The organism is Desulfurococcus sp. (genome assembly GCF_038881575.1).
Classification (GTDB): domain Archaea; phylum Thermoproteota; class Thermoprotei_A; order Sulfolobales; family Desulfurococcaceae; genus Desulfurococcus.
The window spans coordinates 50,770-76,960 of record NZ_JAVZPN010000005.1; the positions used below are offsets into that span (position 1 = coordinate 50,770).

Annotated in this window: 26 protein-coding genes and 3 tRNA genes; 16 read left to right on the top strand and 13 right to left on the bottom strand. The window is 45.3% G+C overall.

Features of this window, described 5'->3' with window-relative positions; genetic code table 11:
• The first annotated feature begins 113 nt into the window (after positions 1-113).
• Positions 114-1,343, top strand: coding sequence for a S8 family peptidase (locus QXV08_RS05965; protein ID WP_342785985.1), 1,230 nt, complete (start codon positions 114-116; stop codon positions 1,341-1,343).
• Positions 1,344-1,351: 8 nt separating this feature from the next.
• Here the strand turns inward: QXV08_RS05965 and QXV08_RS05970 are convergent, their stop codons facing one another.
• Both QXV08_RS05970 and pcp read right to left on the bottom strand, forming a co-directional pair.
• Positions 1,352-2,224: a hypothetical protein gene (locus tag QXV08_RS05970; protein ID WP_342785983.1), complete on the bottom strand. Its 873-nt coding sequence runs from the start codon at positions 2,222-2,224 to the stop codon at positions 1,352-1,354.
• 52 nt (positions 2,225-2,276) lie between these two features.
• Positions 2,277-2,936: a pyroglutamyl-peptidase I gene (pcp, locus tag QXV08_RS05975; protein WP_342785981.1), complete on the bottom strand. Its 660-nt coding sequence runs from the start codon at positions 2,934-2,936 to the stop codon at positions 2,277-2,279.
• 74 nt (positions 2,937-3,010) lie between these two features.
• Here pcp and QXV08_RS05980 point away from each other — a divergent pair, with 74 nt between their 5' ends.
• The 6 genes from QXV08_RS05980 to QXV08_RS06005 all read left to right on the top strand — a co-directional run bounded on the left by QXV08_RS05980 (position 3,011) and on the right by QXV08_RS06005 (position 10,367).
• Positions 3,011-4,195, top strand: a complete 1,185-nt coding sequence (locus tag QXV08_RS05980; protein ID WP_342788117.1) for an alanine--glyoxylate aminotransferase family protein — start codon at positions 3,011-3,013, stop codon at positions 4,193-4,195.
• 394 nt (positions 4,196-4,589) lie between these two features.
• Positions 4,590-6,044: an MFS transporter gene (locus tag QXV08_RS05985; RefSeq protein WP_342785977.1), complete on the top strand. Its 1,455-nt coding sequence runs from the start codon at positions 4,590-4,592 to the stop codon at positions 6,042-6,044.
• Positions 6,045-6,118: 74 nt separating this feature from the next.
• On the top strand, positions 6,119-7,102 hold the full coding sequence (locus QXV08_RS05990) for a hypothetical protein (protein WP_342785975.1): 984 nt from the start codon (positions 6,119-6,121) through the stop codon (positions 7,100-7,102).
• Positions 7,071-8,210: a hypothetical protein gene (locus QXV08_RS05995; RefSeq protein ID WP_342785973.1), complete on the top strand. Its 1,140-nt coding sequence runs from the start codon at positions 7,071-7,073 to the stop codon at positions 8,208-8,210. The genes QXV08_RS05990 and QXV08_RS05995 overlap by 32 nt, the downstream gene beginning before the upstream one ends.
• The gene (locus QXV08_RS06000) at positions 8,186-9,706 is read left to right on the top strand and encodes a hypothetical protein (protein ID WP_342788116.1); all 1,521 of its coding nucleotides are present in this window, start codon (positions 8,186-8,188) and stop codon (positions 9,704-9,706) included. Before QXV08_RS05995 ends, QXV08_RS06000 begins: the two co-directional genes overlap by 25 nt.
• A gap of 4 nt (positions 9,707-9,710) precedes the next feature.
• Complete coding sequence (locus tag QXV08_RS06005) at positions 9,711-10,367, top strand: ATP-binding cassette domain-containing protein (RefSeq protein ID WP_342786115.1); 657 nt, start codon at positions 9,711-9,713, stop codon at positions 10,365-10,367.
• A gap of 82 nt (positions 10,368-10,449) precedes the next feature.
• On the opposite strand, the gene rbcL is transcribed toward QXV08_RS06005, so the two are convergent.
• Positions 10,450-11,787, bottom strand: coding sequence for a type III ribulose-bisphosphate carboxylase (gene rbcL / locus QXV08_RS06010; RefSeq protein ID WP_342785969.1), 1,338 nt, complete (start codon positions 11,785-11,787; stop codon positions 10,450-10,452).
• A gap of 117 nt (positions 11,788-11,904) precedes the next feature.
• On the opposite strand from rbcL, the gene QXV08_RS06015 reads away from it, so the two are divergent.
• Positions 11,905-12,372 (top strand): archease, encoded by a 468-nt coding sequence (locus QXV08_RS06015; RefSeq protein WP_342785967.1) that lies wholly within the window; start codon positions 11,905-11,907, stop codon positions 12,370-12,372.
• Here QXV08_RS06015 and QXV08_RS06020 read toward each other — a convergent pair.
• Together QXV08_RS06020 and QXV08_RS06025 are read right to left on the bottom strand one after the other, a co-directional pair.
• Positions 12,361-12,918 (bottom strand): archaemetzincin family Zn-dependent metalloprotease, encoded by a 558-nt coding sequence (locus QXV08_RS06020; protein ID WP_342786113.1) that lies wholly within the window; start codon positions 12,916-12,918, stop codon positions 12,361-12,363. The genes QXV08_RS06015 and QXV08_RS06020 overlap by 12 nt on opposite strands.
• A gap of 79 nt (positions 12,919-12,997) precedes the next feature.
• Positions 12,998-13,070 (bottom strand) — tRNA-Phe (locus tag QXV08_RS06025).
• Between the two features lie 137 nt (positions 13,071-13,207).
• Between QXV08_RS06025 and QXV08_RS06030 the strand changes: the two genes are divergently transcribed.
• Together QXV08_RS06030 and dcd are read left to right on the top strand one after the other, a co-directional pair.
• Positions 13,208-13,933, top strand: coding sequence for a nucleotidyltransferase family protein (locus tag QXV08_RS06030; protein ID WP_342785965.1), 726 nt, complete (start codon positions 13,208-13,210; stop codon positions 13,931-13,933).
• 2 nt (positions 13,934-13,935) lie between these two features.
• On the top strand, positions 13,936-14,484 hold the full coding sequence (gene dcd, locus QXV08_RS06035) for a dCTP deaminase (protein ID WP_342785963.1): 549 nt from the start codon (positions 13,936-13,938) through the stop codon (positions 14,482-14,484).
• 763 nt (positions 14,485-15,247) lie between these two features.
• Here the strand turns inward: dcd and QXV08_RS06040 are convergent.
• The 3 genes from QXV08_RS06040 to QXV08_RS06050 all read right to left on the bottom strand — a co-directional run bounded on the left by QXV08_RS06040 (position 15,248) and on the right by QXV08_RS06050 (position 16,296).
• On the bottom strand, positions 15,248-15,706 hold the full coding sequence (locus QXV08_RS06040) for a hypothetical protein (RefSeq protein ID WP_342785961.1): 459 nt from the start codon (positions 15,704-15,706) through the stop codon (positions 15,248-15,250).
• Between the two features lie 189 nt (positions 15,707-15,895).
• The gene (locus QXV08_RS06045; protein ID WP_342788115.1) at positions 15,896-16,063 is read right to left on the bottom strand and encodes a hypothetical protein; all 168 of its coding nucleotides are present in this window, start codon (positions 16,061-16,063) and stop codon (positions 15,896-15,898) included.
• Positions 16,064-16,186: 123 nt separating this feature from the next.
• Positions 16,187-16,296: transfer RNA gene (locus QXV08_RS06050), tRNA-Glu, on the bottom strand.
• A gap of 110 nt (positions 16,297-16,406) precedes the next feature.
• On the opposite strand from QXV08_RS06050, the gene QXV08_RS06055 reads away from it, so the two are divergent.
• The gene (locus QXV08_RS06055) at positions 16,407-17,411 is read left to right on the top strand and encodes a zinc-dependent alcohol dehydrogenase family protein (protein ID WP_342785959.1); all 1,005 of its coding nucleotides are present in this window, start codon (positions 16,407-16,409) and stop codon (positions 17,409-17,411) included.
• Between the two features lie 2 nt (positions 17,412-17,413).
• Here the strand turns inward: QXV08_RS06055 and sfsA are convergent, their stop codons facing one another.
• Both sfsA and QXV08_RS06065 read right to left on the bottom strand, forming a co-directional pair.
• Positions 17,414-18,139: a DNA/RNA nuclease SfsA gene (sfsA, locus tag QXV08_RS06060; RefSeq protein ID WP_342785957.1), complete on the bottom strand. Its 726-nt coding sequence runs from the start codon at positions 18,137-18,139 to the stop codon at positions 17,414-17,416.
• On the bottom strand, positions 18,108-18,467 hold the full coding sequence (locus QXV08_RS06065) for a hypothetical protein (protein WP_342786111.1): 360 nt from the start codon (positions 18,465-18,467) through the stop codon (positions 18,108-18,110). Before QXV08_RS06065 ends, sfsA begins: the two co-directional genes overlap by 32 nt.
• A gap of 192 nt (positions 18,468-18,659) precedes the next feature.
• Here QXV08_RS06065 and QXV08_RS06070 point away from each other — a divergent pair, with 192 nt between their 5' ends.
• From QXV08_RS06070 to QXV08_RS06085, 4 genes are all read left to right on the top strand, one after another.
• Positions 18,660-21,014 (top strand): plasma-membrane proton-efflux P-type ATPase, encoded by a 2,355-nt coding sequence (locus QXV08_RS06070; RefSeq protein ID WP_342785955.1) that lies wholly within the window; start codon positions 18,660-18,662, stop codon positions 21,012-21,014.
• 341 nt (positions 21,015-21,355) lie between these two features.
• Positions 21,356-21,431: transfer RNA gene (locus QXV08_RS06075), tRNA-Gly, on the top strand.
• A 364-nt stretch (positions 21,432-21,795) separates the two neighbouring features.
• On the top strand, positions 21,796-22,020 hold the full coding sequence (locus QXV08_RS06080; RefSeq protein WP_342785953.1) for a VapB-type antitoxin: 225 nt from the start codon (positions 21,796-21,798) through the stop codon (positions 22,018-22,020).
• On the top strand, positions 22,007-22,402 hold the full coding sequence (locus QXV08_RS06085) for a type II toxin-antitoxin system VapC family toxin (RefSeq protein WP_342785951.1): 396 nt from the start codon (positions 22,007-22,009) through the stop codon (positions 22,400-22,402). The genes QXV08_RS06080 and QXV08_RS06085 overlap by 14 nt, the downstream gene beginning before the upstream one ends.
• 136 nt (positions 22,403-22,538) lie before the next feature.
• On the opposite strand, the gene QXV08_RS06090 is transcribed toward QXV08_RS06085, so the two are convergent.
• From QXV08_RS06090 to QXV08_RS06100, 3 genes are all read right to left on the bottom strand, one after another.
• Positions 22,539-22,832, bottom strand: coding sequence for a 2TM domain-containing protein (locus QXV08_RS06090; RefSeq protein ID WP_342785949.1), 294 nt, complete (start codon positions 22,830-22,832; stop codon positions 22,539-22,541).
• A 372-nt stretch (positions 22,833-23,204) separates the two neighbouring features.
• Entirely contained in the window at positions 23,205-23,942 is a 738-nt protein-coding gene (locus QXV08_RS06095) for an ABC transporter ATP-binding protein (RefSeq protein ID WP_342785947.1), read from the bottom strand.
• A complete protein-coding gene (locus QXV08_RS06100) occupies positions 23,943-25,499 on the bottom strand; it encodes an ABC transporter permease subunit (protein WP_342785945.1) in 1,557 nt (518 codons plus the stop codon).
• 115 nt (positions 25,500-25,614) lie between these two features.
• Between QXV08_RS06100 and QXV08_RS06105 the strand changes: the two genes are divergently transcribed.
• Complete coding sequence (locus QXV08_RS06105; protein WP_342788113.1) at positions 25,615-26,103, top strand: AAA-associated domain-containing protein; 489 nt, start codon at positions 25,615-25,617, stop codon at positions 26,101-26,103.
• Positions 26,104-26,191 lie beyond the last annotated feature (88 nt).

Sequence of the window (26,191 nt, forward strand, 5' to 3'; positions counted from 1 at the left end):
GAATGGCTCAGTATACCTCCTGGCCAGTGCTATGGCTCAGGCTTGCCCTCTAGATGGAAAAATTTATAAAGTATCCCCTTGATTACCGAGTGTGATCAAATCTGGGTGGGACTATGGTGTCCAATAAATATGTCTTACTATTACTGGCTCTAGTATTAATCCCACTAGTATTCTCCATTGAATCAGAGGCGTTACTAGTCAATGAGGGCTCAAGTAAGGTAAGAGTAGTGGTAGGATATAGGGATGAATCCTCTAGGCAGAGCTTGTTAAGGATCCTCGGGGTATCACCGGTGAAAGAGATCAGGGATCTAAAGGTACTGGTTGTCGAGATCCCTGAGTCTTTGATAACCCGTGTTAAAAGCCTGCCGGGTATTAGATACGTTGAGAAAGATGTGGAGGCCAGGGCTTTCGGCATAAGTGACTATTATGGTGACATCAAGTGGAATATGTACATGATCGGCATAACGGATGTCTGGGACTACTATTACCAATACTATGGCAGGTATGCATTCGGAATGGGAGTAGTCGTAGCTGTCCTCGACACAGGCATTGATTACACTCATCCAGACCTCTATGGCAGGGTTGCATACTGTATAAGGACAACTGGCTCAACCACTTATAGGGGTACCTCACTAAGTAATTGCATGGATCGTAACGGGCATGGAACACATGTAGCCGGGATAATCGCGGCGACTATAAATGGTGCCGGTGTAGCAGGTGTAGCGCCAAACGTGACCCTGATAGCGGTTAAAGTACTCTACGACTCAGGAAGCGGGAGCGTCACAGATATAGCTGAGGGAATAGTAGAGGCTGTGAAGGCTGGAGCATACATACTCAGCATGTCGCTTGGCTCCTCAAGCGACAGCAGTGTGTTAAGGGATGCATCAAACTGGGCTTACCAGCAGGGCGCTATACAGGTTGTTGCAGCAGGTAACTCTGGTGATGGAAACCCAAGTACAGACAATGTTAACTACCCAGCTAGATACCCATGGGTGATAGCTGTTGCAGCAGTGGATTCAAACGGTAATACACCGTCATGGAGCAGTGATGGACCGGAGGTTGATGTGGCTGCACCTGGAGTCAACATATTATCCACGTACCCGAATAAGCAATATGCTTATCTAAGCGGTACATCAATGGCTACCCCGCATGTAACAGGTGTTGTGGCAGTTATAGAAGCCATAAGGTATGCTGCTGGTAAAAGCTGGCTGGGCTTCGACGCTATTTATAAAGTCCTAACATCTACAGCATATGATCTAGGTTCCCCAGGCTTCGATGTTTACACTGGGTATGGACTAGTGGATGCATACAGCGCAGTTCGATACGCGTTAAGTCTACCCTAGTCTCTCCCTCAATATTTTTCATGAGGCCTCAGATCCTCAATTCTTTTCACACTCCATGTCTCAGTATGGATGTTTGATCCACCTGGTTCTATTCTCCTCAAGGGGCCAAGGGTCTCCAACTCCAGGAATCTATCATTAGTGTATACTTCGACACTCGAGCCGAAGTCAGGATATACAGTGTCTTCTTCTCTGAAAGACTTCTCGAACAAGTATCCCTCCACCCAGTACGCGATCCATGGGGGGTTGGCTCTAGCACCTATTTTAACCGGGTTTTTAACGCCTGGGTCTTGATGTACTATGATGTAGTCGCCTCTAAGCTTAATCCTAGGGTCATCCAGCCTAGTGTACGGCCATGCCACAATGAATCTATCTGGGAGTAGGCCGTGGTGATCCACCTGCCTTGGCTTAAATGGTATTATAGCGAATCCATTACTCCTCATAACTGAGATAGCCCAGCACGAGAACTCTAGTGGCCATCTACCTATATTGATTATTTCATGGACTACTTTCACCGAGTAGTCTTCTTCACCCGGTGTAACATGTATCTTCTTTAAAACATTGTTAGCATGCTCCGGGTTGCCGACGATCTCGATCTCATCTCTCTCAATCCTTAATTCAACTGGTTTATCGTCAAGTGAGTAGGAACGTGGCATGGCTTCAGGCGATGTCCAGAGCCTGTGTCCCCCATGTATTTTCCAGGTGCCCTCGGGTGTTTCAATACTGATATCTGGTATTATACTGAATAAATTGAACTCGGGCTTCTCAAGGGAGGCGATATATAGTATCCTGGGACCTATGTCTAATGGTATGCCGATCAGTAGCTTGTTGACAGTGTAGATTCTAAGCCTATACCCCTCGACTATCTTCTCGGTGTACTCCATTGGCGCGTCCCTCGGGGAAGTTGTTTTTAGTGTGGTGCGTTGACACATCTTACTACTCTAATCTAGGTTTTTGCCCGGTTGTATCCTCACTTACTACGGATTCGATGACTACTTTAACGGCTTTGATCATTAATTCGAGGCTCATACTCGGCGGAACACTATGCGGCTCCTTTTTGGCAGCTTGCTCTGGTAGGTAGGGTAGATGGATAAACCCGGCTCTTAAGGGATAGCCATAAGTGTATCCATGATGCAGTAACTCGTAGAACACTAAGTTGCATACATATGTGCCAGCAGTATTGGATACAACAGCTGGTATGCCTTTCTCAGTTAGTTTCCTAACTATCTTCTTTACAGGTATTGTTGCCAGGTAAGCTGTGGGAGCCCCGGGTTCAATTGGTTCATCCTCAGGCTTCACGCCATCGTTATCAGGTATTCTCGCATCCATCAGGTTTAATGCGACTCTCTCGACCCTAATGCATTGAGTCCCAGGTGCTAGCCCCAGGGCCATAGCTATCTCGGGCTTATGCTCCCTGAGCAGTGTCTTGACGAAGTCTTTGGCTCTTCTAAATGAAACAGGGAGGATTGCTGTCACTAATTCTACATCTCCCCTCTCTAATGAACCGGTAAGCCTTCTCACTACAATCTCAGATGGATTAATTGATTCATCAGCGAAGGGTTCGAAGCCTGTGACCAGAATTCTGGTTCTAGACATTTACGTCACCTTATCCTGGAAGAAGATCAATGGTTGTTTAATAAATAAATAGATCCAGCGCTATGTATTAAAGCATGGTGGACCCGATGAGTGAAAGACGCCTCGTAATGGTACCTGGTCCTATAAACTATGAGCCCAGCGTATTAAGGGAATTAGCTGTCAGCGGTCTGGATCATACTTCACCGGAGTTCGTTGAGATATTTGCCGATGCACTAGGTAAACTTAGGGAGATAGTTTATGCTGGCAAGGAGCATCAGCCCGTGGTGATCGCTGGCACCGGCACCCTGGGCATGGAGGCATCGGTAACTAATTTCCTTACTAAAGGCAGCAGAGTCCTCGTTGTATCCAATGGCTACTTTGGTGACAGGTTCAAGGAGCTTCTCTCAAGGTACCCTGTGAAAACAGATGTGCTCAGGCCGGATACTATAGGAAACGGTGTTGAGGCATCACGGATAATTGAGGCTGTTGAAAAAGGGGGATACGACCTGGTTACGCTTACACATGTAGATACTAGCACAGGTGTTTTACAACCCATCAGGGAGGTTGGTAAGAAGCTGAGGAATACGGGCACGATCCTTGTTGTCGACGGAGTATGCAGCGTTGGAGGCGAGGAGATAAACCTCGTGGAGGACGGGGTCGATGTATTATTCACCGGTTCCCAGAAAGCACTTGGCGTGCCACCAGGCTTAGCAATAATATGGTTGTCCCCGAAGGCTCTCGAGAAGCTTAAAGAGTTAAAGGAGCCCCTATCCCCATACTACATGGATTTAAAGAAGTGGGTTGAAGTAATGAGATCCTATGAGGAGAAGAAGCCAGTATACTTTGGAACCCCAGCGGTAAACCTGGTGGTTGCCTTAAGGAAGAGCCTCGAGCTAATACTAAGGGAAGGAATGGAGAACAGGGTACGGAGGCACATGGTATTATCAGAGGCCTTCAGGGAAGCCATGAAGGCGCTTGGACTAGGTATTCTAGCAAGTGAGAAATATACTGCGCACACGATAACAGCTGTTAAGCTACCAGGTGGTATAGATGCAGGAACGCTGGTATCATTTGCTAGAAGTGCTGGCGTAGCTATAGCCAGAGGACTACTCAAGGAGGTAAACTACTTCAGAGTTGGACACATGGGTCCTGTGAACGCTAACGATGTAATTGCCACGATAGCGGTTATCGAGAGAGCCCTGTATAAACAGGGATATTTATCAAGGCTTGGAGATGGATTGATAAGAGCGCAAGAAGTCCTCGCTAGACACGAGTTCTAAGTTTTATCATGATACAAGCCCGCCTTTGACTTTTTGGTTACAACTGGAAGCCTCGTTTTTTAGGGTGGGGATGGTGATAAGCTTATAGGCTGGGTTCTCTAGTGTATTCTTTGGGAGCGGGAAACCCGAGATGGGGCGAGCACTGGCCCCGCCGACTGCCCCGCAGATGACAGGTGTAACCCCGGAATAGATGCGGGGAACCAATGAACCACCCTGAAGGGAACCCCAGCCCTTCAAGGCGGGGAGGAGGTCGGCCTCTTAGGCTATTAGGTACGTTGATGCCATGTATCTCTCTAGCCAGATTGGTTAAACATGTTTTCCAGGTATATGGAAAGTTTTTATTCTCTTAAATCCCATACTTTATCCCTATCATGGTTAATACTATGGGACCATGATGAGCGGGAACACTAATACTACTAGAAGAAATATACTCGGCGTCTTATCGGTTACGACGCTAGCGTCATTTTTGACGGGTCTAAACGCTCGTTTAACTGTTGTAGGTATACCGGATATAGCTAGATCTCTTGGCGCCGGTGTCCAGGAAGTTATATGGATAACTCAGGGATACATGCTTGGAAGCATCTTTATGCAGCCATTGATAGGGAGACTCTCGGATCTCTATGGCAGGGTCAGGTTATTCAATCTAGGGTTCCTACTCTTCACAATAGGCGCCGTCTTCTCTGGTTTATCAGATAGCTCCTACCTCGTTATATTATCCAGGATAATACAGGGTATTGGTGCAGCCCCCTTAATCACGCTTAGCATAACGATTCTAACAGATAATGTACCGAGTAGTATGCTGGCCACATGGCTTGGAGTGAACCAGGTAGCGTGGAGGGTTGGTGCTGTACTAGGTATGACTATTAGCGGGATCGTAATTGACATGCTGGGTTGGAAATGGATATTCCTCATACAGGTGCCAATAGGCTTGGCTGCATTCATATATGGCTCACTAAGACTTAGAGATGTTTACAGACCGGTGGAGAAACCCGTATTCGACCTAGCGGGTTTCATATTGTTCACGGCATCTGTGACACTGGTCTTAATGGGCTTAACATTTACCACATATGGCCTCGGATTCAAGGAGTATGCTGTAGCAATGATCGCTACATCAATAGTAATGCTTATTGCTCTAATACCGCTCGAGCTAAGGCATGGGTCGCCTATCCTAGACTTAAAACTCTTTAAGAACTGGGGGTTTTCAGGGGGTATAATCTCCCAGTTCCTTTACTCAATAGGCTTCGGTGGCTCACTCGTATTGTTATCAATATACCTCCAAACTGTTAAGGGATATAGTGCCAGCGTAGCCGGGTTACTCCTTGTTCCCTTTGAACTAGGGTTTCTAGTGGCTGGGTTACTGGGGGGTAGATTAGCCGATAAGTACGGGTATGCAACTATAATAGTGCCTGGCCTGCTCACAGCATCTATAGCACTCTACATTCTAAGCACTTTAACCATTGATTCCAGCCTAATACATTTAATCAGCGGCATGATCCTACTCGGCATTGGTGCTGGCTTATTCACTGGACCTAATACTAGCTCTATAATGGCTTCTGTACCGCCTCATAGAAGAGGTGCTGCTTCGTCGCTGAGGACAATAATGTTCAATATTGGCTTCGCCTTGAGCCTTAACCTAGCATTGATAAGCATGACGATGGTTGTACCATATACCGTTGCATCTAGTTTAATAGCAGGAGAGGGCTCAGGCGGAAGTATAGAACTAGGGGAGATCGGCGAGCTGGCATTAGGCATAGGTAACTCATTCAGGATCCAGTCTATAATAATGCTCTCTGCATTATTCTTCTCTATCGGGAGGATCAGGGTTAGACGTATACGTAGAGGTGGTTAAACTCGTTCCTCTAGGATTGGGTGGCAAGGTTTTAACCTAGTGGTGTACAATAGAATATTATTAGGCGTGTGTGAATGAATAAACTTAAACACTCAACCATGGTGCTACTGGTCTCTATTTATAGGCATGGCTATATCACTATACTGCTTCCAGCTCTCTTAGCCCCTGTGCTTTTCTCGATGCTTCCACAGGTTTTCGCAAGTTTAACTTGGCAAAGATCTTTGATCTCTAATTACCTCCCAGATAACACTGTGCTCACTGTTACCACTAGCCCCCTTGGCGGTGATTGCATCCATGTTAAATATGGTTTAATGGGTTTAAGTGGCTCCGGTAACGGGTTTATGGCTCAGTATATTGTTATCAAGGATATCTCCATGCTTAACATTAGTGGTTTAATCATTAAGTCGCTTAGTAACCCATGTAGCGGGATTTACGCATCAATACCATATATTTTCTACAGAGATCACGAGTTAGACACAGGGTTCACAGCTCTACTCAATAATGGTAGCATAGGGGTTTGCCCCTGCTATATTCATAGTGGTTTACTCGAGGACACTATTATATTAATAGGAGAAGTGGATGGTGCCCCGGGCTACTTATGTAAAACCAGCGCCAGCATTATTGTAGGAGGCATCATTAATTCGCTGGTTAGCAGCGTGGTTTTATTCATGGAGAAGTACTCTATGATTATTCTATTAGCATATATACCGGTCTTAATTATCGTGGATGAGAAGATATTAAGGGGAGTGATCCACGAACTCCGCATACTCCACAATCAAGGAGTAGGTATCAGGATGCTGGCGTCTTCCTTCGCGGCTGCGCTCACAATGTTGTCGACACTAATGGCATTATACTCCTATGCTTTAAGCTATCTCCTAATACTACTCGGTCTACGCATCCTCAGCCATTACAGTGGATTACTGGTATTCAGCATGGCTAACCCTGCGATGGAACCCATTGTACTACTATCCCTCATAGTGATCCAAGCCTTTTTCTCACTATTGATATCGGTAAGGGGGATGGGTATTGTTTCCAATGATTCTAAGGGTAATCTTTAGATCCACCAGTATCACGGTGCATGCTGGGCTACTCCTGGTACTCTTAATGCTTGAAACAGTCTCCCTGCTACTAGTTGGTTATGCTTCATCTGTATTGAACCTGTACGAGGACGTGATCTATGGTAATGGGGGAAGGGGGTTGGCTGTATCCAGCTACGCGTTGTCGCCTTTCACATCAGTTATTGGTGAGAGAGAGATCATAGACCTCGTAGGGAATACAACAGGGGTAAACGTTAAGTACGTGGTCTTCGCAATAGTGTACGTAGACGACATGGTCATCGTGGTCCGCGGCATGGATGACGAGTCTTTAAGCAGCTTGACAGGAGGTGTTACACTAGGTGATAGATGTGTGTTTATAAGTGGGGAGTTAAGCCGTGAGCTAGGTATCGGGGAGGGGGATTTACTCCCCTTATACTCCGTCTTCACCCATGAAACAATTATTACTAGGGTGTGTAGGATCATAGAGTCCGGTTACCCCTATACCTATGAGCTGATAACCTCTATAGATCTCGCCAGGATACTCCGAGGTATAGGCAGGGGTTACTACTCCATTGCACTACTCTACTTCGACAACGAGGACTCAGCGAAGGAGATAACTGGTAAACTAACAGGGGAGGAGTATAAATCCATTATTGAGAGGGCATTGATATATCTTTCAAGGATAAATAAGACTGTTAACCTAGAGATGATAATGGATGTCTCAAGCGGGTACTGGGCTAGGCTGGGTTTCTACAAGGACTCTCTTCTCCTCCTGGCTTATGTTACTACTGTACTTGTGCTTCTATGTACACCCTTGATTAGTGATGCATTGTATAGACACCTCTACACTACTCTAATCCAGCTCCATGGGATTGGGGTCTCTAGGATGGTGATCACTATGGCTTTAGCACTTCTCCTCCTATTCTACACAGCGTTATCAATGCTTCTATCACTGCCCCTCGCTATATGGATTAGCGGCATCCTTGAGTTAAGGGTTTTCTCATATGTTGTTAAAGCCCATGTGGATGCGTTGGCAGGGATCTATGTATCCATGGTACTCTGCGCATTGTTGTTAACGGGTGTAATGGGTGGGGTGGTGAGGAGTTGGGGAAGGCTATCCCTTTACTAGTATTGCTTGTATCAGCCTGTCTACTCCGGTTAATACCATACATAGCCACGGCTCAACCGTTTTCAACTGATGTATGGCCCCTGATATTGTTCAGCGATAAATTAATCCGGGAGCCTGATTTAAAGATCTGGGATGACGCGGCTTTCGATGGACATAATAATAGATGGCCTGCCCTACTCCTCGCGTCAACTCAGTACTCTATTCTAACAGGGTTAAGGCCTGAGTACTTCTTCTCATTCACTGGTGTTGTAATCGTAGCTGTGGAGATCATTCTCGCCACATATATATTGCTCAGGGAGCTTCTTGGTGGTGCATCGATTCTCTCACTCTACGCCATTGCACTGGTTCCCTCATTTACCCTCTTTTCCTCTACGCTACTTAAAGAGGTCTATTCATACCCTTTAATGATACTATTTCTCCTCATGGCATTGAGATCCTCTAAGAGAAGCAGAGTTGAGGACATACTGGTGCTTACACTAGTATCCTTAACGCTTGTGTTGTCTCATCCATTATCGCCATTGATGAGCATATTGTTTATCGCCTCATATCTCTACTCGGTGCTCGTTGAAAAAGCTGGGAAAGGGGTGTGGCATGGCCTCAGTGGTGCCAGGGGAATCTATGTTCTTTCCTTATTCACCATCCTCTATGCTGTGTATAGTTTCATATATGCTTTTAGAGGGGGTGTGGTTGCTCTTGGTTATAGTGATTTCATGGGTTTACTTGTTATCGCTGTAGCTGTATATGGGTCATACATGGTCTTTAAGCAAGGGCCTCGATATGTTATCGCCCCCGTGGTGATGGCTATAGTCTTTTCAGCATTGATCCTCAACTACGGTGATGCCTTATCTTTCAGCATACTAACACTAATACTATATATCGTCCCAGTTGTATTATTTCTACTCCCCCTTGCACGCTTACTTGTAGTGGAGGATGTATATGAACCCTACTATGCTAGCGTGCTCCTCCCCATTACATTGATACTCTTCTATGTTCTACTTATAGATCCCTTATATCTCTCGGTGATGCATAGGGTGTTAAACTATGTATCCTTTCTCACCCCGATCGTGCTGGAGACCATGGATAAGCATGGTAAACCATTATTAAGGCTCTACAGGTTGTTAACTACTGCTTCCTCACTGATCATATGTTTCATAATAATCTTGGAGGTATCTCTGGGAAGCGATCCTGTTGCCTTCTACTGGAGGTACACTGTAGGCGAGGTCATAGGTTTCACGGAGGTCCGTGAGCTATATGATGGGGTTATATGCGGTGATTCCAAGGTAGCATATTTCTATGGTAATGCTAATGCTTCAACACTATGTATGCTGCAGGAATACGGTGGATCCCGGGGCCTATACCTGTATTACATGGATAACTTTAAGTACGGCTATGTATTATCACCTCTGGATGTACTACGCCTTAGAAGCCCATGTGAATACTATGCTGGACACGACCTACTATATAATAACCGGGACGTGATGGCCGTGGGTGGTTGAAGTGATGGTGCTTAGACTGGTGGACGTATACAAGTATATCGGCGGCGACACCATTCTAAATGGAGCCGAATTAGAAGTAGGGGAGGGGGAGATCATAGTTGTTAAGGGGAGAAGCGGCGTGGGGAAGACAACGCTGGCTAAAATAGCCTCTCTCCTAGTTAAGCCTGATGGAGGAAGCGTTTACTTTATGGGTAGGGATGCGACGAGCATAAATGAATATGAGAGATCACTGATAAGGCTGAGGAAAATAGGGTATATAGACCAGGAGTACCGTTTACTACCAAGGCTGAGAGTATATGAGAACATAGAGCTACCACTAGCACTCTTAGGGTATCCTCGTGAGGCCAGGTGGAAAATCATCATGGAGGTGGTAGAGCTACTAGAGATCAAGGGGTTAGAAAACAGGTTCCCCCATGAGTTAAGCGGGGGGCAGAGGCAGAGGGCAGCTATTGCAAGAGCATTGGTTAAGAAGCCTGCATTAATAGTGGCTGACGAACCATTTTCAAACCTCGATGAATACAGCGCTGAGAGAGTTCTAGGGGTCTTCAAAGAAATGGCTAAGGATGGGACAGCCATACTGATAACTACTACGGAGATGGAGGCAGAATATGGGGCAACCCGTTACTATGTGCTTAAAGGTGGAAGATTATATGTGGATTAAAAGCCTTACAGAGTATTGGCAAGGATCAATCCACTTATGCTTATATTGCTTTGATTACTATTTTGATTAAAAAAGCAAATGTCTAGATAGGTTTTACGAAGCCCCATTTCTCCAGTGCTCTTGCAAGCTCTCTATGTGTCTTAGCGTACTCGTTTAGTGGAATATTATTCATTATTGCCTCTAGTGCCTGTCTAACAGCCAGTGCTCCGGCTCTGGGCCCGTCTGGATGACCTATTACTCCACCACCTATTTGTAGCACTAGGTTTGTACCTAGAGCCTCTATTACTAGTGGGAGGTTGCCTGGGTGTAAACCACCTGACGAGACAGGCATTGCCGGCTTGATGTGGTACATTGGTTGCTCTAGATGGTATATGTCATCTGGGTCTGGCTTGAAGTGCGTCTCCCTCAGTATTTTGGCGTATCTTATAACGTCTAGTTTCCCGCCCTCGAGTTTTCCTGCCCCGGCTGTGCCGATGTGTAGTTGGTCTATTCCTATGATCCTGTATAGTTTAGCTAGCACGTACATTGAGATACCGTGGTATGGGTTCCTAGTGAAGGCTGCATGCATTGCTCTGTGCCCATGTATTGCTAACCCGTACTCCTCTGCTAGGTCCCTGATATATGTTAGCGCGCTCCACCCGGTGATCACGACGTCAACCATTATGTATGGGTTACCGTAGTCTGCTACAAGTCTCAGCCTCTTCTCCATTTCACGTATATCGGAGGTAATGTTGGCGAACCAGACTTTTCTCTCACCTGTCTCCTTCTCTACTTTATCAATGACCTTCATAATGGCCTTAGCTCTGGCCTCGAACCTGCAGAAGCTCGGACTGGTCAGGTTTTCATCGTCTTTTATGTAGTCTAATCCACCGCTCAACAACTCTAAAGCCAGCTTCTCCACTTCCTCCGGTGAGTAACCCTCCTTGGGCTTCGGCACTGTGCCTACTATAGGCCTATCCTTTACCCTGAATATCTCTCTAACACCATTTATTCCCTTACTGGGTCCCTTAAATGACTCGAGGAATTTCTTGGGGAGATATATGTCTTCGAGCCGTAATCCTTCAACACGCTTCATGCCGAATATGTTTCCAGCTATGGATGCCAGTAGGCCCGGTATATTTCCTTCCTCGAATAACTCTACTGGGTATGCTATTTTCACAATCCATGATCCATCGCCAAGGTCTTTGAAGTAGTATGCTTTACCACTTAGTCTTCTAACTCTCCCTACATCGTACCAGTTGTAGAGGCTAGTCCATGTACCAGTACTACTCTCAGCGGCCACGCCTCCCGCTGCGTCCTCAATAGTGAATCCCTGTGCAGGCTTAACCCTGTATATAGCTATTACATCGTTGCTAGGATCGGGGGTATAATTCTTGTTTATGTACTCATGGTATGTTTCAAACTCGAATTTCTCACTCATCAACTCCACCTGTTTTTGTAAAGCTAATTTATATTAATTAATTTCTTTAAAAATATTAATGATGTTAAGATACCATTGAATTTATTCCTGAGGGTAAATGAGGCCGGGTGGTCTTTCATGGGAGAGGAAGTGATTGCATCGAGAAATGGCAGGTTTGATTTTCTCGAGCACACGAGTGATATATATGTTAGAGCCTATGGTAAGGACGTCTTAGAGTTATTCGAAAACAGTGGGTTAGCGTTATTTGACTCTATGACTAATATTGATCACCTTAGACCAGCCGTGGAGAAGGGGCTAGAAGTTGAGGGCTTTGACATGGAGAATTTACTGTATAAGTGGCTTGAGTCCCTTCTATTATTATATTATAATGAGAAACTAATGTGTGGAAGCATAAGTGTGAAAGAATTAAGTATTGAGAGGATTAATGGGGATTTATCATACAAGCTTAAGGCACGGGCATTATGTGAGGAATTCAATCCCTTAAGGCATGAGGCAAGGGTTGAGGTGAAGTCTCCAACATATAACTTAATGAGGATATTGAAGCAGGAGGATAAATGGGTGGCTTACTTCGTCCTAGATATTTAACTCTCTTATTCTCCTAGCACACTCCTCGCAGAAAAACCTCGACTTAGCATCGACTTCTACGACACTATTACTGAAACTCATAACACAGCCCTGGTTACTACAGTGGTTTAATCCTAGCAGGTGCCCTACTTCATGCACTGCTTCCTTAACCAATCTATTAAAGTACAGGTTGAAGTCTGGTTGTAAACCATAGTATTCCTGGCGGAGCCTCCTAGTAAACACTAGTGCCGTGCTATTACCTGGCACGGCCTCACCGAAGACAAAGTTCAAGCCGTCTTCATACCCGTCTAAATAGCCTATCCCAATCACTATTGAGTCCTCGTTAACCCCAGCCAGCTGAAGGGATGAGCGGATGTGATTTATCACACATCTTGCCAGGTACTGCTTCCTTTCCCAGTTGAAGCATTTTATAGGTGGCTTTAAAACCTCGCTCCATATATATGCCTCTACTTTAACACCGGTTCTCCTTAATGAATCCACTAGTAGATCCCTTAACGCGTCGAGATACTCAAGTACACCATAGCTTGTTAACGGGACAATGATCATCTTTACCAAGACTTTGACCACCTAAACTTGGATTAGATTACTGAAGAATATAAAGACGCTGAGAGGGTGAATAATGATATGCCGCCGCGGGGACTTGAACCCCGGACATCCCGGTCTTCAGCCGGGCGCTCTCCCAGCTGAGCTACGGCGGCATCATTATTAATTGATTAAACAGGGGTTTATTAGGTTTTCCACGAGCCAGAAGGGGATCTACTATCTTAAGGGAGCTCTTTACCGTGTCAAGTATTTTTATCTTAAGTCCTAGATAGATATTACGTGGTGCTCTAGAATGCTCGCTGTGATCCTGGCTGGAGGATATGGTAAAAGGCTTAGACCGTACACGGATGACGTTCCTAAACCAATGATCCCAGTTGGGGATAAACCTATCCTGGAATGGCAGATCGAGTGGTTGAAGAAGCATGGGTTTAGGGAGATAGTTCTCCTAATTGGCTATAGGAAGGAGAAGATAATAGAGTATATTGGTAGTGGGAGCAGGCTTGGCGTGAGGGTTACATATGTAGTTGAGGATGAGCCTTTGGGGACTGGGGGAGCCATTAAAAACGCTGAGTATGTCTTATCCAGGAACAATATGTTCCTAGTCATCAACGGAGATATAATTACCAACCTTAACCCGCTAAAGCTAATCGAGAAACTCGAGGGCTCAAGATACCTCGGTGTAATAGCATCGATACCTCTGCCAAGCCCATATGGTGTCCTCGAAATAGAGGATGAAGACAGGGTTAAGGGATTCGTTGAGAAGCCCCAGTTAAGTGACTACTGGATCAATGCCGGAGTATACGCTTTAAGCTCTGAGGCTTTAAGATACTTCCCAGAGAAGGGGGACTTGGAGAAAACAGCGTTCCCTGCCATGGCCCGGGATGGAGTACTAGGTACGGTGAGATACACTGGTGTATTCTGGAAGGCTATAGATACATTCAAGGAGTTAGAGGAGGCATCCAGGGCGATCCATGAAATATTCCATGAACCACCTCAACCACCTAGAAGGAGGGAGTGAGAATGATTCTAAGCGACTGGGATATCCGTGTCTACATCGAGAAGAAGCTCCTGGTTATAGACCCGTTATTCGAGGATACAGTGAGGGAGAACGGGGTGGACTTAAGGTTCGGGGACGAGTTCTGTAGGTTCAAGAGGGAGAACAGTGTAGTGGATACCTCGAGGGACGGGGTTGACAATGTGTTAGAGTGCTATAGGGTTGGAGCCGAGGGGTTCGTGATAAACCCGTTGGAACATGTTTTAACCACGACCCTCGAGTACGTTGAGTTCCCCCATGACCTAGTGGGCTTGGTGAACCTTAGAAGCACTTTTGCCCGCTTCGGCTTATACATTCCGCCGACAGTGATAGATGCCGGGTTCAAGGGGAATATAACCATTGAACTCGTAGGGAGCACTGTGCCGGTTAAGGTTTACCCAGGTCAGAGATTCCTCCACTTAATACTGGCGAGGACCAGCAGCCCTGTGTACAAACCTTACACGGGTAAGTATCAGGGACAGCGAGGTGTAACACCACCCAGGCTCGATAACAACCCCTCTAATAGATCACAATAAATACTAGTTGGCTTCCAATTCAGGGTGTTCAAGAGGCTCTAGCCGATAAAATACGTGGCCTCCTGGTTGCTGGGTAGGTGATATATGAATAAGGTGTTAATCCCACCTCATCGTTTCCCATCTATGGTTTTCTGTGTTTCCGTAGGGTGGTCTATCATGGTTTCCCCCCTCCCGGCCCTCTTCCCGTGGTCTGTCAATGGGTCTCGGAGACCCGAGGGCCACCGCTAGGCTTATAGGTGTATAAAGTTATAAGGCAGGGAGAATGCTAGGCAGTCTACAACTCAGAAACGCTTGTCAAACCCTGATAAGGTATAATAGGTTTAGCCTTCTTAACAATACATGGTTAATAGTTCTTGGATCACGTGGATCAGGTGGTTTAAGTGTATTTCATAAGTAGGGTTGATGCGGTTATACTACTGCTCATTACATTGGTGGGTGTGCTTGTTAGGGCCCCCTTCCTATGGACCACCTGTGGTAGTGATGTAGTCCAGTTCGCTGGTTTCGCAGATACCTTTCTACACTATGGTTTCCGCTTCTACGATTACAACTACCTTGAGGCGCCCGGTAATAGCTGGCCGTATCCATGGAAATATATTTATGGACCAATACTTCTCTTCATATTAGCTCCTTTAAGGCTTATCGCACCGGATCCCGTGAAGGTGGTCAGGGATCACGGGTTGAACATATATGCCTCTCCATCGTGGTGCGGGATTGTTAAATCCGTCTTCTCACTATTTGATGTTCTAACAGGGATCCTGCTCTACTATATTGCTAGAAGGATTTTCTCAACGAGTAGGCTGGTGGCGGTGATTGCTTCCCTACTATACTTATTGAACCCGATGACCATATATATCTCAGCGATATATGGCATGTTTGATAACATTGCCTTATTCTTCCTACTCCTCGGATTATACATGTACATGGATGGCAGGCATGTGTCAGCCGGGTTATTCATTGCTGGATTCTCGGTCTCCGTTAAGCAGACTATCCTACCTTCACTGCTAGTGTTGATAACCGATGTCTTTAAGAAGCATGGTTTATCGAGGACTTCATTAAAGTATATCATGGTGGTTTTAACAGGTGCATTAATCCCCTTCACACCATTCATCATCGCTAGCCCGGGCACGATGGGATCACTGCTTAATGCGTTGTTAGAATCATCTAGGCCTGGATACACTGAGCCCGTTGTATATAGCTTCAACGGTTTATCAAGCCTTATCACGTATAATTACAGGGATTACATCTGGGTTATTGAGTCATGGTGGGTCTTTTTCACTGTTATAACCCTCTCACTTCTACTACTATACTATAAGCGGGGAGGTAATTTACTCCTAGGCCTCTCACTCGCGTATATTGCTTTCACAGCTTTCTACTGGAGGGTGAACCACCAGTACCTGGTTCCTTTAATAGCCTATGTATCTCTGCTACTGGTAACCAGGGAGAACGCTGTATCTAAGCCCCTCTTATTATTTACATATATATGGATAGGGTTATGGCCTGTGGCGTTTCCCACGAGCTGGTGGAGCCATGTACACATTGAGAATCCCGATATGAATATATGGAGGTTCCTGGACTCCATTACTCTAATGATCTTTGATCCAGCCTTCTACGTAGCCTACTCGCTTGCCTTAACAATAAGCTTCTACACTATTATAGGATCCACTATGGTATACTGGCTGAAGCAGTTGATGAATAAGAAGAGTGCCGCCGCCGGGATTTGAACCCGGGTCTCCCGCACCCTCTCCTCAACGGGCCTTAGGGTGTCACGGGCTCGAGAGGCCCGCATACTTGACCGGGCTATACTACGGCGGCAGCCCGGATATGAATCATATGGATCAAGGTTTTTAAAACATTACTATTCAAGGCTTAAATAGTGTTTCACAGATTAGAGAACATAGGTTTGAGATTGCAAGGTGTACACGTTGAAGGCGATGATCCTCTATTCTCCAGCCCCTATTGAATCAAGGCCGTTGAAATACATGGATGTCGAGAAACCAAGCCCCGGTAGAGGCGAGGTCTTGATAAGGATTCTCAAATGTGGTGTGTGTAGGACGGATCTCCACATTGTTGAAGGCGAGTTGAAACCTGTAAAGCTCCCGCTGATACCCGGGCACCAGGTAATCGGTGTAGTAGAAGATGTAGGTGAGGGGGTTGAAGGAGTAAGGAGGGGGGAGCGCGTCGGGGTTCCATGGCTATACTATGCTTGCGGCGAATGCAGGTATTGTAGAAGAGGCCTCGAGAACCTCTGTGAAAACGCTTTATTCACAGGCTACAGTGTGGACGGCGGGTACGCTGAGTACATGGTTGCAAAGGCAGGCTTCATACACAGGATACCTGGCGGAATAGATGACACTCATGCAGCTCCATTAATGTGTGCTGGCGCAATAGGCTATAGATCCCTAAAGCTAACAGGGCTCCTTGGCAAGAGTGATGCAACCCTGGGTCTATTCGGCTACGGTGCAGCTGCACACCTTGTTCTACAAGTGGCTAGGAAGCTTGGCTTAAGAGTATACGTGTTCACGAGTAGCAGGTGGAAGATAGAGAAGGCTCTCGAGAACGGTGCTGAATGGGCTGGCTCAACGAGTGAAGAACCCCCGCGTAGACTCGATGCCGCAATAGTGTATGCACCTGTGTCCAGCGTCTTCATTGAGGCATTGAAGAAGATAGATAAGGGTGGGAGAGTAGTATTGGCTGAGATATATATGACTCCAATCGAGAAGCTGGATTACAGCCTCTTATGGCATGAGAAAGAAGTCAAAAGCGTTGCGAATGTAACTAGGAAGGATGTAGGAGAGTTCCTGGAGGTAGCCAGTAGGCACGGTGTGAGGCCCGAGGTGAAAACCTATAGGCTTAGCGAGGCCAATGAAGCATTAATAGAGTTGAAGAAAGGAGGACACCTGGGGCAACTAGTACTGGATGTGGCTTGAATCTACTCTTCACACATACTCCAGAGATCCACGGTTAAATCCGGGTCTTCAAGCATTACACTGTAGGTTGAGTGGTTAAAGCTTATTGACACAGCCTTAAACAATACTCCTTTAGCAACGGCATCCTGGACAACCTTCCCTATTTCCGTATCGAAGCCACAATACAGCTTAAAGCCTCTCGTGCCTGGTACACTGGATACAAACACAACTATTGATTTAACACCGGTCGAGGCCAACTCACTGAGAACCCTTATCTGTCTCCTACCTCGCTCTGTTGGTGCATCCGGATACCCAGAGTAACCGTTTAGATCCATCACGGCGCTCTTCAACTCAACGAATACCGTGGCGTCCCCGCATTTAAACAGGTAGTCTATTACAGCCTGATTAATCCTCGTGTTTCTCTTAACGAGGCTACAGGGGCTCAACCATGGTATCAACCCTGACTCAACCGCCCTCAGAAATGCTTTCTCCTGGATACTGGTATCCAATAAGATTACTTCTCCACCGTTGTAGACACCTAGAAGTCTATGTCTGAGCTTAGCGCCATTTATATCCATGAGTAGGCCCCGCTTCCCGGGTTCGAGTATTCCATATAGCCTACCGGTATTGTTGAGGTGTGCCTGGATCAATTCATCACCAGCTTTGACTAGCACTGTGAAGCGGTTAATCCGTTTAATTATGATGCACTCGAGTATCTCACTGGGATTGAACATTAGAAGGGGGTGCACTGTTTTCTCCCCCCTGTAATAATCCGAGGAGCTCTCTCCGCCAGAGAATAATCAATGCTAGTATTGCTATCTGCCCGATGTCAGGGGAGATGCTTCCCCCTATATCTGTCTCCTCTAGTATTATAAACGGGTATAATACAACTCCTTCGTAATGGGATATATTATATATGACAATGTAGTGTAACGTGATGAGTATTAGGGCAACCGCTGTAAAGAATATTTTCGCCAACCCCTTCAACTCGAATAGGGAGAGCACGAATAGTAGCACTACTATTAATACGCCTACTACTCCACTATACAAGTATACTGATGGATCCAGCATTATCATTGCACTCAAAGCCTCTCCAACCCTACACTTGACAGTATCAAGTACGCTGGATAGAGGCTTATAGCCTTATGCCCTTCACTCCCCAGTCACCTGGATAGCGGGTAAAAGGTATAATAACCTGGATAGCGGGTAAAAGGTATAATAATGAGGATATGTAATGATATGAATTCCAATATACCTCGGTGACTTCCTATGGACTCTGATGGCTTGAAGGGTTTAACTAGTGTTGAAGTCCAGGAGATGATTAGGAGGTATGGTCTCAATGTTATCCCCGAGAAAAAGGAGGGCTTCCTGAAACTATTCCTCCGCAAGTTTATAGGGTTTACTCCATTCGCTATAGAGGTTTCAGCAGTTATATCTTTTATCCTCGGTAGATACATAGATTTCACCGTTATAATCGCGTTACTACTGGTTAACGCAGTCATAGGTTTAATCCATGAGAGTAGAGCCAACGAAGCCGTTGGACTCCTCAAGCAGAAGCTCAAGATCTCCGTGTATGTTCTTAGGGATGGCTCTTGGGGCAAAGTGCCCGCGGAGTATCTCGTCCCAAATGATATTATTAAGCTTAGGCTTGGCGATATTGTTCCAGCCGATGCTGTAATCGTTGACGGCTTCCTATTAGTCGATGAGTCAGCTCTCACAGGGGAGTCTCTACCGGTTGAAAAGAAAGCAGGGGACCCCATATACGCGGGCTCCCTTGTTGTCAGAGGCGAGGCTGTGGCCAGGGTTACCGCTACAGGTATTCGTACAAGGTATGGGAAGGTTGTCGAGCTTGTGGAGGTGAGTAAGCCTAGAATGATAATTGAGGAGATAACGAACAGCATAACCAAGTGGCTTATGGCCGTGGACATGTTCTTCATAGTGGTTGTAGCCTTATACCTTGTAATAAAGGGCTCGAACCTCTATGAGTTGCTTCCATTCTCGCTCACATTGTTTCTGGCATCAATACCCATAGCCCTCCCAGCTATGACGACAATAACGCTGGCACTTGGGAGTGTTGAGCTAACTAGGGTAGGGGTTATTATTAAGAAGCTTGAGTCGGTTGAGGCGGCAGCCATGATGGATACGATATGCCTCGATAAAACCGGGACTATAACAGAGAACAAGCTTGTTGTAGGAGAGGTAGTACCAGTCCTGGAGGGTTATAGTGTGAAAAATATTATTTTATACGCCGCCTTGGCATCTGAGGAGATAAGCGAGGACCCCATAGATAAAGCAATACTTGCTAAAGCTAGCGAGCTAGGCTTCAAGATGCAGGGATACAGGATCATAGAGTTTAAACCATTCAGCCCCGAGACGAAGCGTAGTGAAGCCCTGGTGAATCTGAATGGGAAGACCATAAGAGCTGTAAAAGGAGCTCCCCAGGTTCTCTTGGACCTCGATAAAGAGGTTGAGAGGGAGAGATTCGAGAACGTAGTAAGGGAGCTCGGATTAAAAGGTATGAGGCCGCTTGCAGTAGGCATCGAGGAGGACGGAGTATTTAGGCTCGTTGGTGTGCTAGGGATATTTGATAAGCCTCGCGAAGACTCGGCGAGATTCATAAGGGAGATAGAGGGTCTCGGAGTAAAGCCAGTAATGATAACCGGTGACAACCTCTACGTAGCCAGCGCTATAGCTAAAGCCGTGGGTATAAAAGGCGAGATCATTTCTCTCAGGAATACTGCTAAGGATATTCTTAAGGAGAGGATTGAGAGCGTTGGTGTTATAGCTGAGGCCTACCCGGAGGATAAACATGATATCGTGGTAGCCCTACAATCAAGGGGGCATGTCGTTGGCATGACCGGCGACGGTGTCAACGATTCACCAGCCCTTAGGAAAGCTGATCTAGGTGTAGCCGTGTATAATGCAACGGATATAGCGAAGTCATCGGCATCCATAGTGCTTACTCAGCCGGGTTTAAGGAACATAGTGGACGTCATTAAATTAGGTAGGGTCATATACAGGAGAATAGTTGTGTGGAGTATAAATAAGATTGTGAAGACATTCCAGATAGTGTACTTCGTAGCTCTGGCAACATTATTGCTTGGAATACCTGTACTCTCGCCAACCCACATCATATTAATGTTATTCATGTATGATTTTGTAACATTATCTATAAGTACGGATAGGTTAAGGCCCTCGGCCTCTCCGGAAAGGTGGAATATAAGGAAGCTCGTTAAGGTATCCACTTTCCTCGGGCTTGTCAAGGTTGCCGAGCTCTTCCTAGCCCTTTATCTAGCACTCAGTGTCTTGAAGCTCAGCATGCATGAAACACAATCGTTCATATTCTATATACTCTTAATATCGGGCTTATTCAACATAGTCAACTTCAGAGAGCTCGGATTCTTCTGGAACTCCGCGCCGAGTAAGCCAATGTTGGTGGCGATAGCATGTGATATAATTGCGGCAACGATACTAATATACAAGGGCATTATGGTAACCCCTATAAGCCCTGGAGCAATAATTATAGCACTACTCTACGCTGTTACTATAACACTGGTATTAACCGATATAGTGAAAATAATCATTTATAAACTAGAAGGCCTGGATAAAACAAGGCTCATCTAGAAGATACATTAATAATGGGTCACACTACGACCGGTATTGATTAAGGATATATTCGGGTCAGATTTTCCGGCTTTCATCACTGCGGGGCTCATGAGACCCTCTTCTCATCACTATGATAAAGAGTATTCGCTTCAAGGATTTTAATATCTACCATAATAAAAAGATAAAAAGCTTAACAGCTTCATCGAATCCATGTTATAAACTCGGGTGTAAACGGTTGAATTACCTGGTTTATTTTTGTTCAGGCATCAAATACGTAACACGCATCATTAATTAATGGAGGAATAATTATTGGATAAGAATGTTTTAAAACCTATCAAGATTCTAAGAGATTATTGGATGCGGCGGTCGTCTAGCCTGGACTAGGACGCCGGCCCTCCAAGCCGGAGATCCCGGGTTCAAATCCCGGCCGCCGCACTCCGGTCTCTTTATACATGGTTGACGAGAATTTGTTAATGGGATATGAGACTATACCTAGATGTAGAAACCTGTAAGCCGAAGGAGGGGTCTTTCAGGGAGAAAAAAATAATGATATTGGCATGATAAAGGATTGGACTCTGTATGAGCTAGAATCCTCGAAGATATGGATGAGCAAAGTGTAAGGTCTCGCTACTTTATATATCAGGCTTGGTGTTTAGAGTACTCAGGGAAGCCAGAGATCCCTCCGCCTTTTCCAGGGCTCTTCTGTAAACTAAATAATTGGTAAATCTATCGTGTTCTATGCTTTGTCAACAGTTATGTTTATATAACTGTAAACATATATGTTTACCTGGTGAGGTTTATGTCGACTGTTATTAGTGTTCGTGTGAGAGAAGATGTGAAGAAACTCCTGGAGGAGGAGGGTGTTGATATTGCTGGCGAGGTTAGGAGGTTCCTAGAGGAGCTTGCTTTAAAAGTAAGGCTTAGGAGATATGTTGATAAGTGGACTAGGCTCCTGGGGGAAGTTGTCCCTAGTGAGAAAGGATTTGCAGAGAGGTCTGTGAGGGAGGATCGTGAGAGTCATTGACTCCTCATCCCTTATCAAATTCTTCTCGCGTGAAGAAGGATGGGAGAAAGTAGCAGAGGTGATGAGGGAGGGCGTTGTAACACTCGACTTAGCTGTGAAAGAAGTTGCCAATGCTCTCTGGAGAAAGATCTTGAGTAATGAGGTTGGCTACGACACCGCGCAAGCGATAATCAGAGACCTCGCCGAGGAGAAAGCCATACCTCTTATAAGCCAGGACAAACTCCTTACCCAGGCCTTGACTCTAGCAGTAAACGAGAAGATCACCGTCTACGATGCGCTCTTCGTCATCGCCGCGAAAGAGCTGAAAACAGAGCTTGTGACAAGTGATAAGAAACAAGTGGAGGCAGCTGTGAGAAACGGCGTTAAAGCCATCCTTATATAGACTGCATTATTCCTAGTCTCAGTAAAACTGTACTTCAAAGCAGGAGTCATAGGCCTTATGGATTTTCGCATATCCCCGGATATGATACAAACTAACACGTGTGAAAGAGGATTATGGAGAGAATCTGCTGGGATACCTATCTCTTCTTTTTTCTTGCATACATCTCTATTTCCATGGCTTTAGACTCTACTGACTCGATGACCCTCGAAGGTCTAGAGAAGTACGCGTGAAAAGCTGATTCGATCCCCCAACCAGTCAGTGGCCATACAAACCATATTTGCTCTGGGCTGGTCCAAAGGTTAATGAATACTAAGAATAAATTAATGATGACGTAAGCGGCTAGATGATCAATAAAGTCTCTTCTAGCCTTCTTGACCTCAAGTTCTTTCCAAGCATCAAGGAACTCATTTAATGAGATTTCAGTGTTCACAATAATACACCTTGATCTAGTTATAATGCATAGAACACTATATAAACTCGAAGAGATCATTGAAATAACCACAGGGGCAATCGCCTCATGGAATATATTGTGGGATAAGCTGTGAAAGGATGAAAGACTGGTTGATGTAATTGTTCTCAAGCTATCAAAGCAGGTTGAATACGCTGATAATATCCCAGTAAGTGGGATAACCATAATAAAGGAGAACGAGAGCTACAAGATAGACTTGTCTAGAAGATATAATAACCTGTGGAAGAAACTAGTGTTATTTCAACCCCGTGCTTCTTCTATTTGTTTGAAATCATCCTCCAGCCTTAAAAGCAGGTTCAGCTGTAAGCTAATTGGGCTAGTATTTGAAGGATACTAGCTTACGTATTCGTATACCATATCCACTAGCTTGTTGAATTCCTCGGATCTCCTGTTTCTCGGCCTCGGGATATCTATGGTTACTATCCTGGCTATCCTGGCTGGTCTAGGTGTTAATATAACTATTCTATCGCTCATAGATACTGCTTCATCAACATTATGGGTCACCATGATTACAGCTCTTACAGTTGTCACTCCTGATAGCCACATATCCAGTACCTCTGACCTCAGGTTCTCGGCTGTTAAAGGATCCAGGTTTGAGAATGGTTCATCCATTAAGAGCATGTTTGGCTCTATAGCCAGCGCTCTCGCGAGATTCACCCTCTGCTTCATTCCACCGCTAAGTTCATGTGGGTAGAAGTCTTCGAAACCCGATAAGCCGACCAACCCCAGGTATCTCCTAGCCTTCTCACGGGCTTTTTCCCTAGGTACACCTTCCGCTCTCAATGGTAGTGCCACGTTATCCAGTACCGTTAGCCATGGTAAAAGCGTTGGAAACTGGAAGACGAAGCCTATTTTAAGGTTGCCGATATGGCTTTCTATGGTTCCTGAATCCGGTTTTTCAACACCGGCAATAATTCTTAGAAGAGTCGTTTTCCCGCATCCAGAAGGCCCCAATATTGATATGAATTCCTCATATATGTCCAGGCTTATATCATCTAATACCTTGGCGGCTCTCCCCTTTCCGCCGTAGCTCTTAGAGATATTTTTTATTGTTAATACAGGGCTCCCCATTCATGCCACCGTGAATCTTCTCGACACTTTCTTGAAAACCACTCCTCTCCAGAAAACTATATTTATAATCGCAATCACGATGGAAAACATAATAAGGGCTAGTGTTAGATGGGTGTAATCGTTCTCCGCTGCATAGATGTCTAGCAGCGATCCTATACCGCCTAGGTTTATAATACTCGTGCCTAGAGCCATATACTCGGCTACTATCGAGGAATTCCAGCAACCACCCCACGCGCTTAGAGCTCCGGAGGCTACTGAGGGTAGCATGGCTGGTATGAACAGTGTTCTCAGGAACAAGGAGCCTTTAATTCTGTACACCCTGGACAACTCTGTGAGCTCTTTACCAATGCTTGAAAGCCCGAAGATGAGTATATTGAAGTAACTGTACCATATTGTTCCCTGGAGAAAGACTATGAATGCTACAATATACTGTCCCATACTGCCCTTGAAAGCTATGTAGGATAAAATAGGCCACCATAATATAGCCGGTATAGATGCCAGTATTTCTCCGAGTAGTACAATCACTTGGTGCCCCAGTGATTTTTCCCCGTATACTATAGCGAGGTAGGATGCATATGCTAGGATAACAGTTATAACTACACTGATTAAAACCACAGTAGCAACCCTTGCCAGGGTTATAGTAGTGTTCGATATTAGCACCAGTACATCAGTGGTGGAAACCCTTATTAAATATCCCCCGTAGCTTATGACGGCTCTTGAGATGTTTACCATGGCTAATGCTACTAGAACAGCGAGGATCCCATAGGCGCTTCCACGGACTATTCTACCGGGTATAGCTAGTGATCTAACTAGGGTGACTAGTTTAGACTCGAACCATATACATGCCTCGGCGAGGCCGTCCCACGTTATTCTTGCAAGCGGCTTAAAGACCTCATCATATAATATTCCCACATCGACGAGCCTTATACCAGTGCTTTCAGACACCATCGGGTTCCAGATGAATATATATGTAGCTACTATAGATATTACGAGGATCAGTAACCCGATGACGAATCTTGCATAATCACCCATCGTGAATGATTTAATTATCTCGGAGCCTATTCCAATAACGCCTTTCCCCTCGCCGCCAACCATTACCTCGGCTGAAGTTATAAAGAACCATCCACCCGCCCATGATATCAGGCTATTTGCTCCAATGGATTTAATGCCTGCCTGCGAGTATATGGTAAAAAACCTCGTGGCTAAGCCGAGCCTATAGGTTTTCACGAGGTCGTCTATGGAGGGGTCGAGTGATTTGACAGAGGAGTATACGCCGAAAATAATGTTCCAGACCATGCCAGTTGTAAGCAGGAATACCACTGCAACCTCGACTCCAAGCATGCCTGGGAGTAATCTAGCAATATATAGGAGGGCCACTGGTAGAAAGCCGAGTATTGGCACGGATTGCAGAATATCTAGGATAGGCAGTAGCACGGCCTCTAAATACCTGTTCCTGGCCATGGAGACGCCCAGTACTAGAGCGGTGATAACGGAAACAATGTATGCTAAAAACATTCTCCCCATACTATATATTAACGCTATTATAAGATCCATCATAGGGGTCACGAAACCATATCCTGGTATTATCTCATAACGTGAAACCTTAAAAGCTTGAAATAATGTAAAGAATAACTCTAGATAGCCCTAATACCCTTGGTGATTCGTAAGGGTGTTGGATAATAATACAATGTTGATCCCGCCGGAAGTACTCCCCGATCATGTATTGGGGTTAGTAGAGACGGTATATACGCTGGGAGGAAAAATAGATCCCATGTATATTGGGGACGTGATAGGTGAGAACATAGAGGTATTACCGCACACAATAGACCTAGCTGAGGTGCTTGGATTAATAACATATAGAGACGGTATCGTAACATTAACGGAGACAGGTGAAAACATTGTTAAATCGAACACGAAGACCGTAGTAAAGAAGCTTAGGGAGCTAGCATCTAGACTACAACCATTGAAGGACATAGTAGAAATACTCAAGAGTAAGGGATATCTGGAAGTAGACGAATATAGGAATATAATAATGCAAAAATATCCGAACAACTATCACAAGGCCTATCAACACATACTTATATGGGGAGCCTTTCTAAGACTATTCAAAATGGATGAGAAGGACTCGAAAATAATACCAATAGACTTAAGAAGCCTGTGAGTCGTAGTGAGACATTAATAGGTCATTGCTCAGGCTGTCGCGAATTTAACTACTAGGTTTAAATGCTTTTGAATACTTCTATTTTTTT

What these genes read in the sequence shown, in the direction of transcription:
- QXV08_RS05965 (WP_342785985.1), top strand. Translation starts at nt 114, where the DNA reads ATGGTGTCCAATAAATATGTCTTACTATTACTGGCTCTAGTATTAATC.
- QXV08_RS05970 (WP_342785983.1), bottom strand. Translation starts at nt 2,224, where the DNA reads ATGGAGTACACCGAGAAGATAGTCGAGGGGTATAGGCTTAGAATCTAC.
- pcp (WP_342785981.1), bottom strand. Translation starts at nt 2,936, where the DNA reads ATGTCTAGAACCAGAATTCTGGTCACAGGCTTCGAACCCTTCGCTGAT.
- QXV08_RS05980 (WP_342788117.1), top strand. Translation starts at nt 3,011, where the DNA reads ATGGTGGACCCGATGAGTGAAAGACGCCTCGTAATGGTACCTGGTCCT.
- QXV08_RS05985 (WP_342785977.1), top strand. Translation starts at nt 4,590, where the DNA reads ATGAGCGGGAACACTAATACTACTAGAAGAAATATACTCGGCGTCTTA.
- QXV08_RS05990 (WP_342785975.1), top strand. Translation starts at nt 6,119, where the DNA reads ATGAATAAACTTAAACACTCAACCATGGTGCTACTGGTCTCTATTTAT.
- QXV08_RS06005 (WP_342786115.1), top strand. Translation starts at nt 9,711, where the DNA reads ATGGTGCTTAGACTGGTGGACGTATACAAGTATATCGGCGGCGACACC.
- rbcL (WP_342785969.1), bottom strand. Translation starts at nt 11,787, where the DNA reads ATGAGTGAGAAATTCGAGTTTGAAACATACCATGAGTACATAAACAAG.
- QXV08_RS06015 (WP_342785967.1), top strand. Translation starts at nt 11,905, where the DNA reads ATGGGAGAGGAAGTGATTGCATCGAGAAATGGCAGGTTTGATTTTCTC.
- QXV08_RS06020 (WP_342786113.1), bottom strand. Translation starts at nt 12,918, where the DNA reads ATGATCATTGTCCCGTTAACAAGCTATGGTGTACTTGAGTATCTCGAC.
- QXV08_RS06030 (WP_342785965.1), top strand. Translation starts at nt 13,208, where the DNA reads ATGCTCGCTGTGATCCTGGCTGGAGGATATGGTAAAAGGCTTAGACCG.
- dcd (WP_342785963.1), top strand. Translation starts at nt 13,936, where the DNA reads ATGATTCTAAGCGACTGGGATATCCGTGTCTACATCGAGAAGAAGCTC.
- QXV08_RS06045 (WP_342788115.1), bottom strand. Translation starts at nt 16,063, where the DNA reads ATGGAGTCCAGGAACCTCCATATATTCATATCGGGATTCTCAATGTGT.
- QXV08_RS06065 (WP_342786111.1), bottom strand. Translation starts at nt 18,467, where the DNA reads ATGATAATGCTGGATCCATCAGTATACTTGTATAGTGGAGTAGTAGGC.
- QXV08_RS06070 (WP_342785955.1), top strand. Translation starts at nt 18,660, where the DNA reads ATGGACTCTGATGGCTTGAAGGGTTTAACTAGTGTTGAAGTCCAGGAG.
- QXV08_RS06080 (WP_342785953.1), top strand. Translation starts at nt 21,796, where the DNA reads ATGTCGACTGTTATTAGTGTTCGTGTGAGAGAAGATGTGAAGAAACTC.
- QXV08_RS06095 (WP_342785947.1), bottom strand. Translation starts at nt 23,942, where the DNA reads ATGGGGAGCCCTGTATTAACAATAAAAAATATCTCTAAGAGCTACGGC.
- QXV08_RS06100 (WP_342785945.1), bottom strand. Translation starts at nt 25,499, where the DNA reads ATGATGGATCTTATAATAGCGTTAATATATAGTATGGGGAGAATGTTT.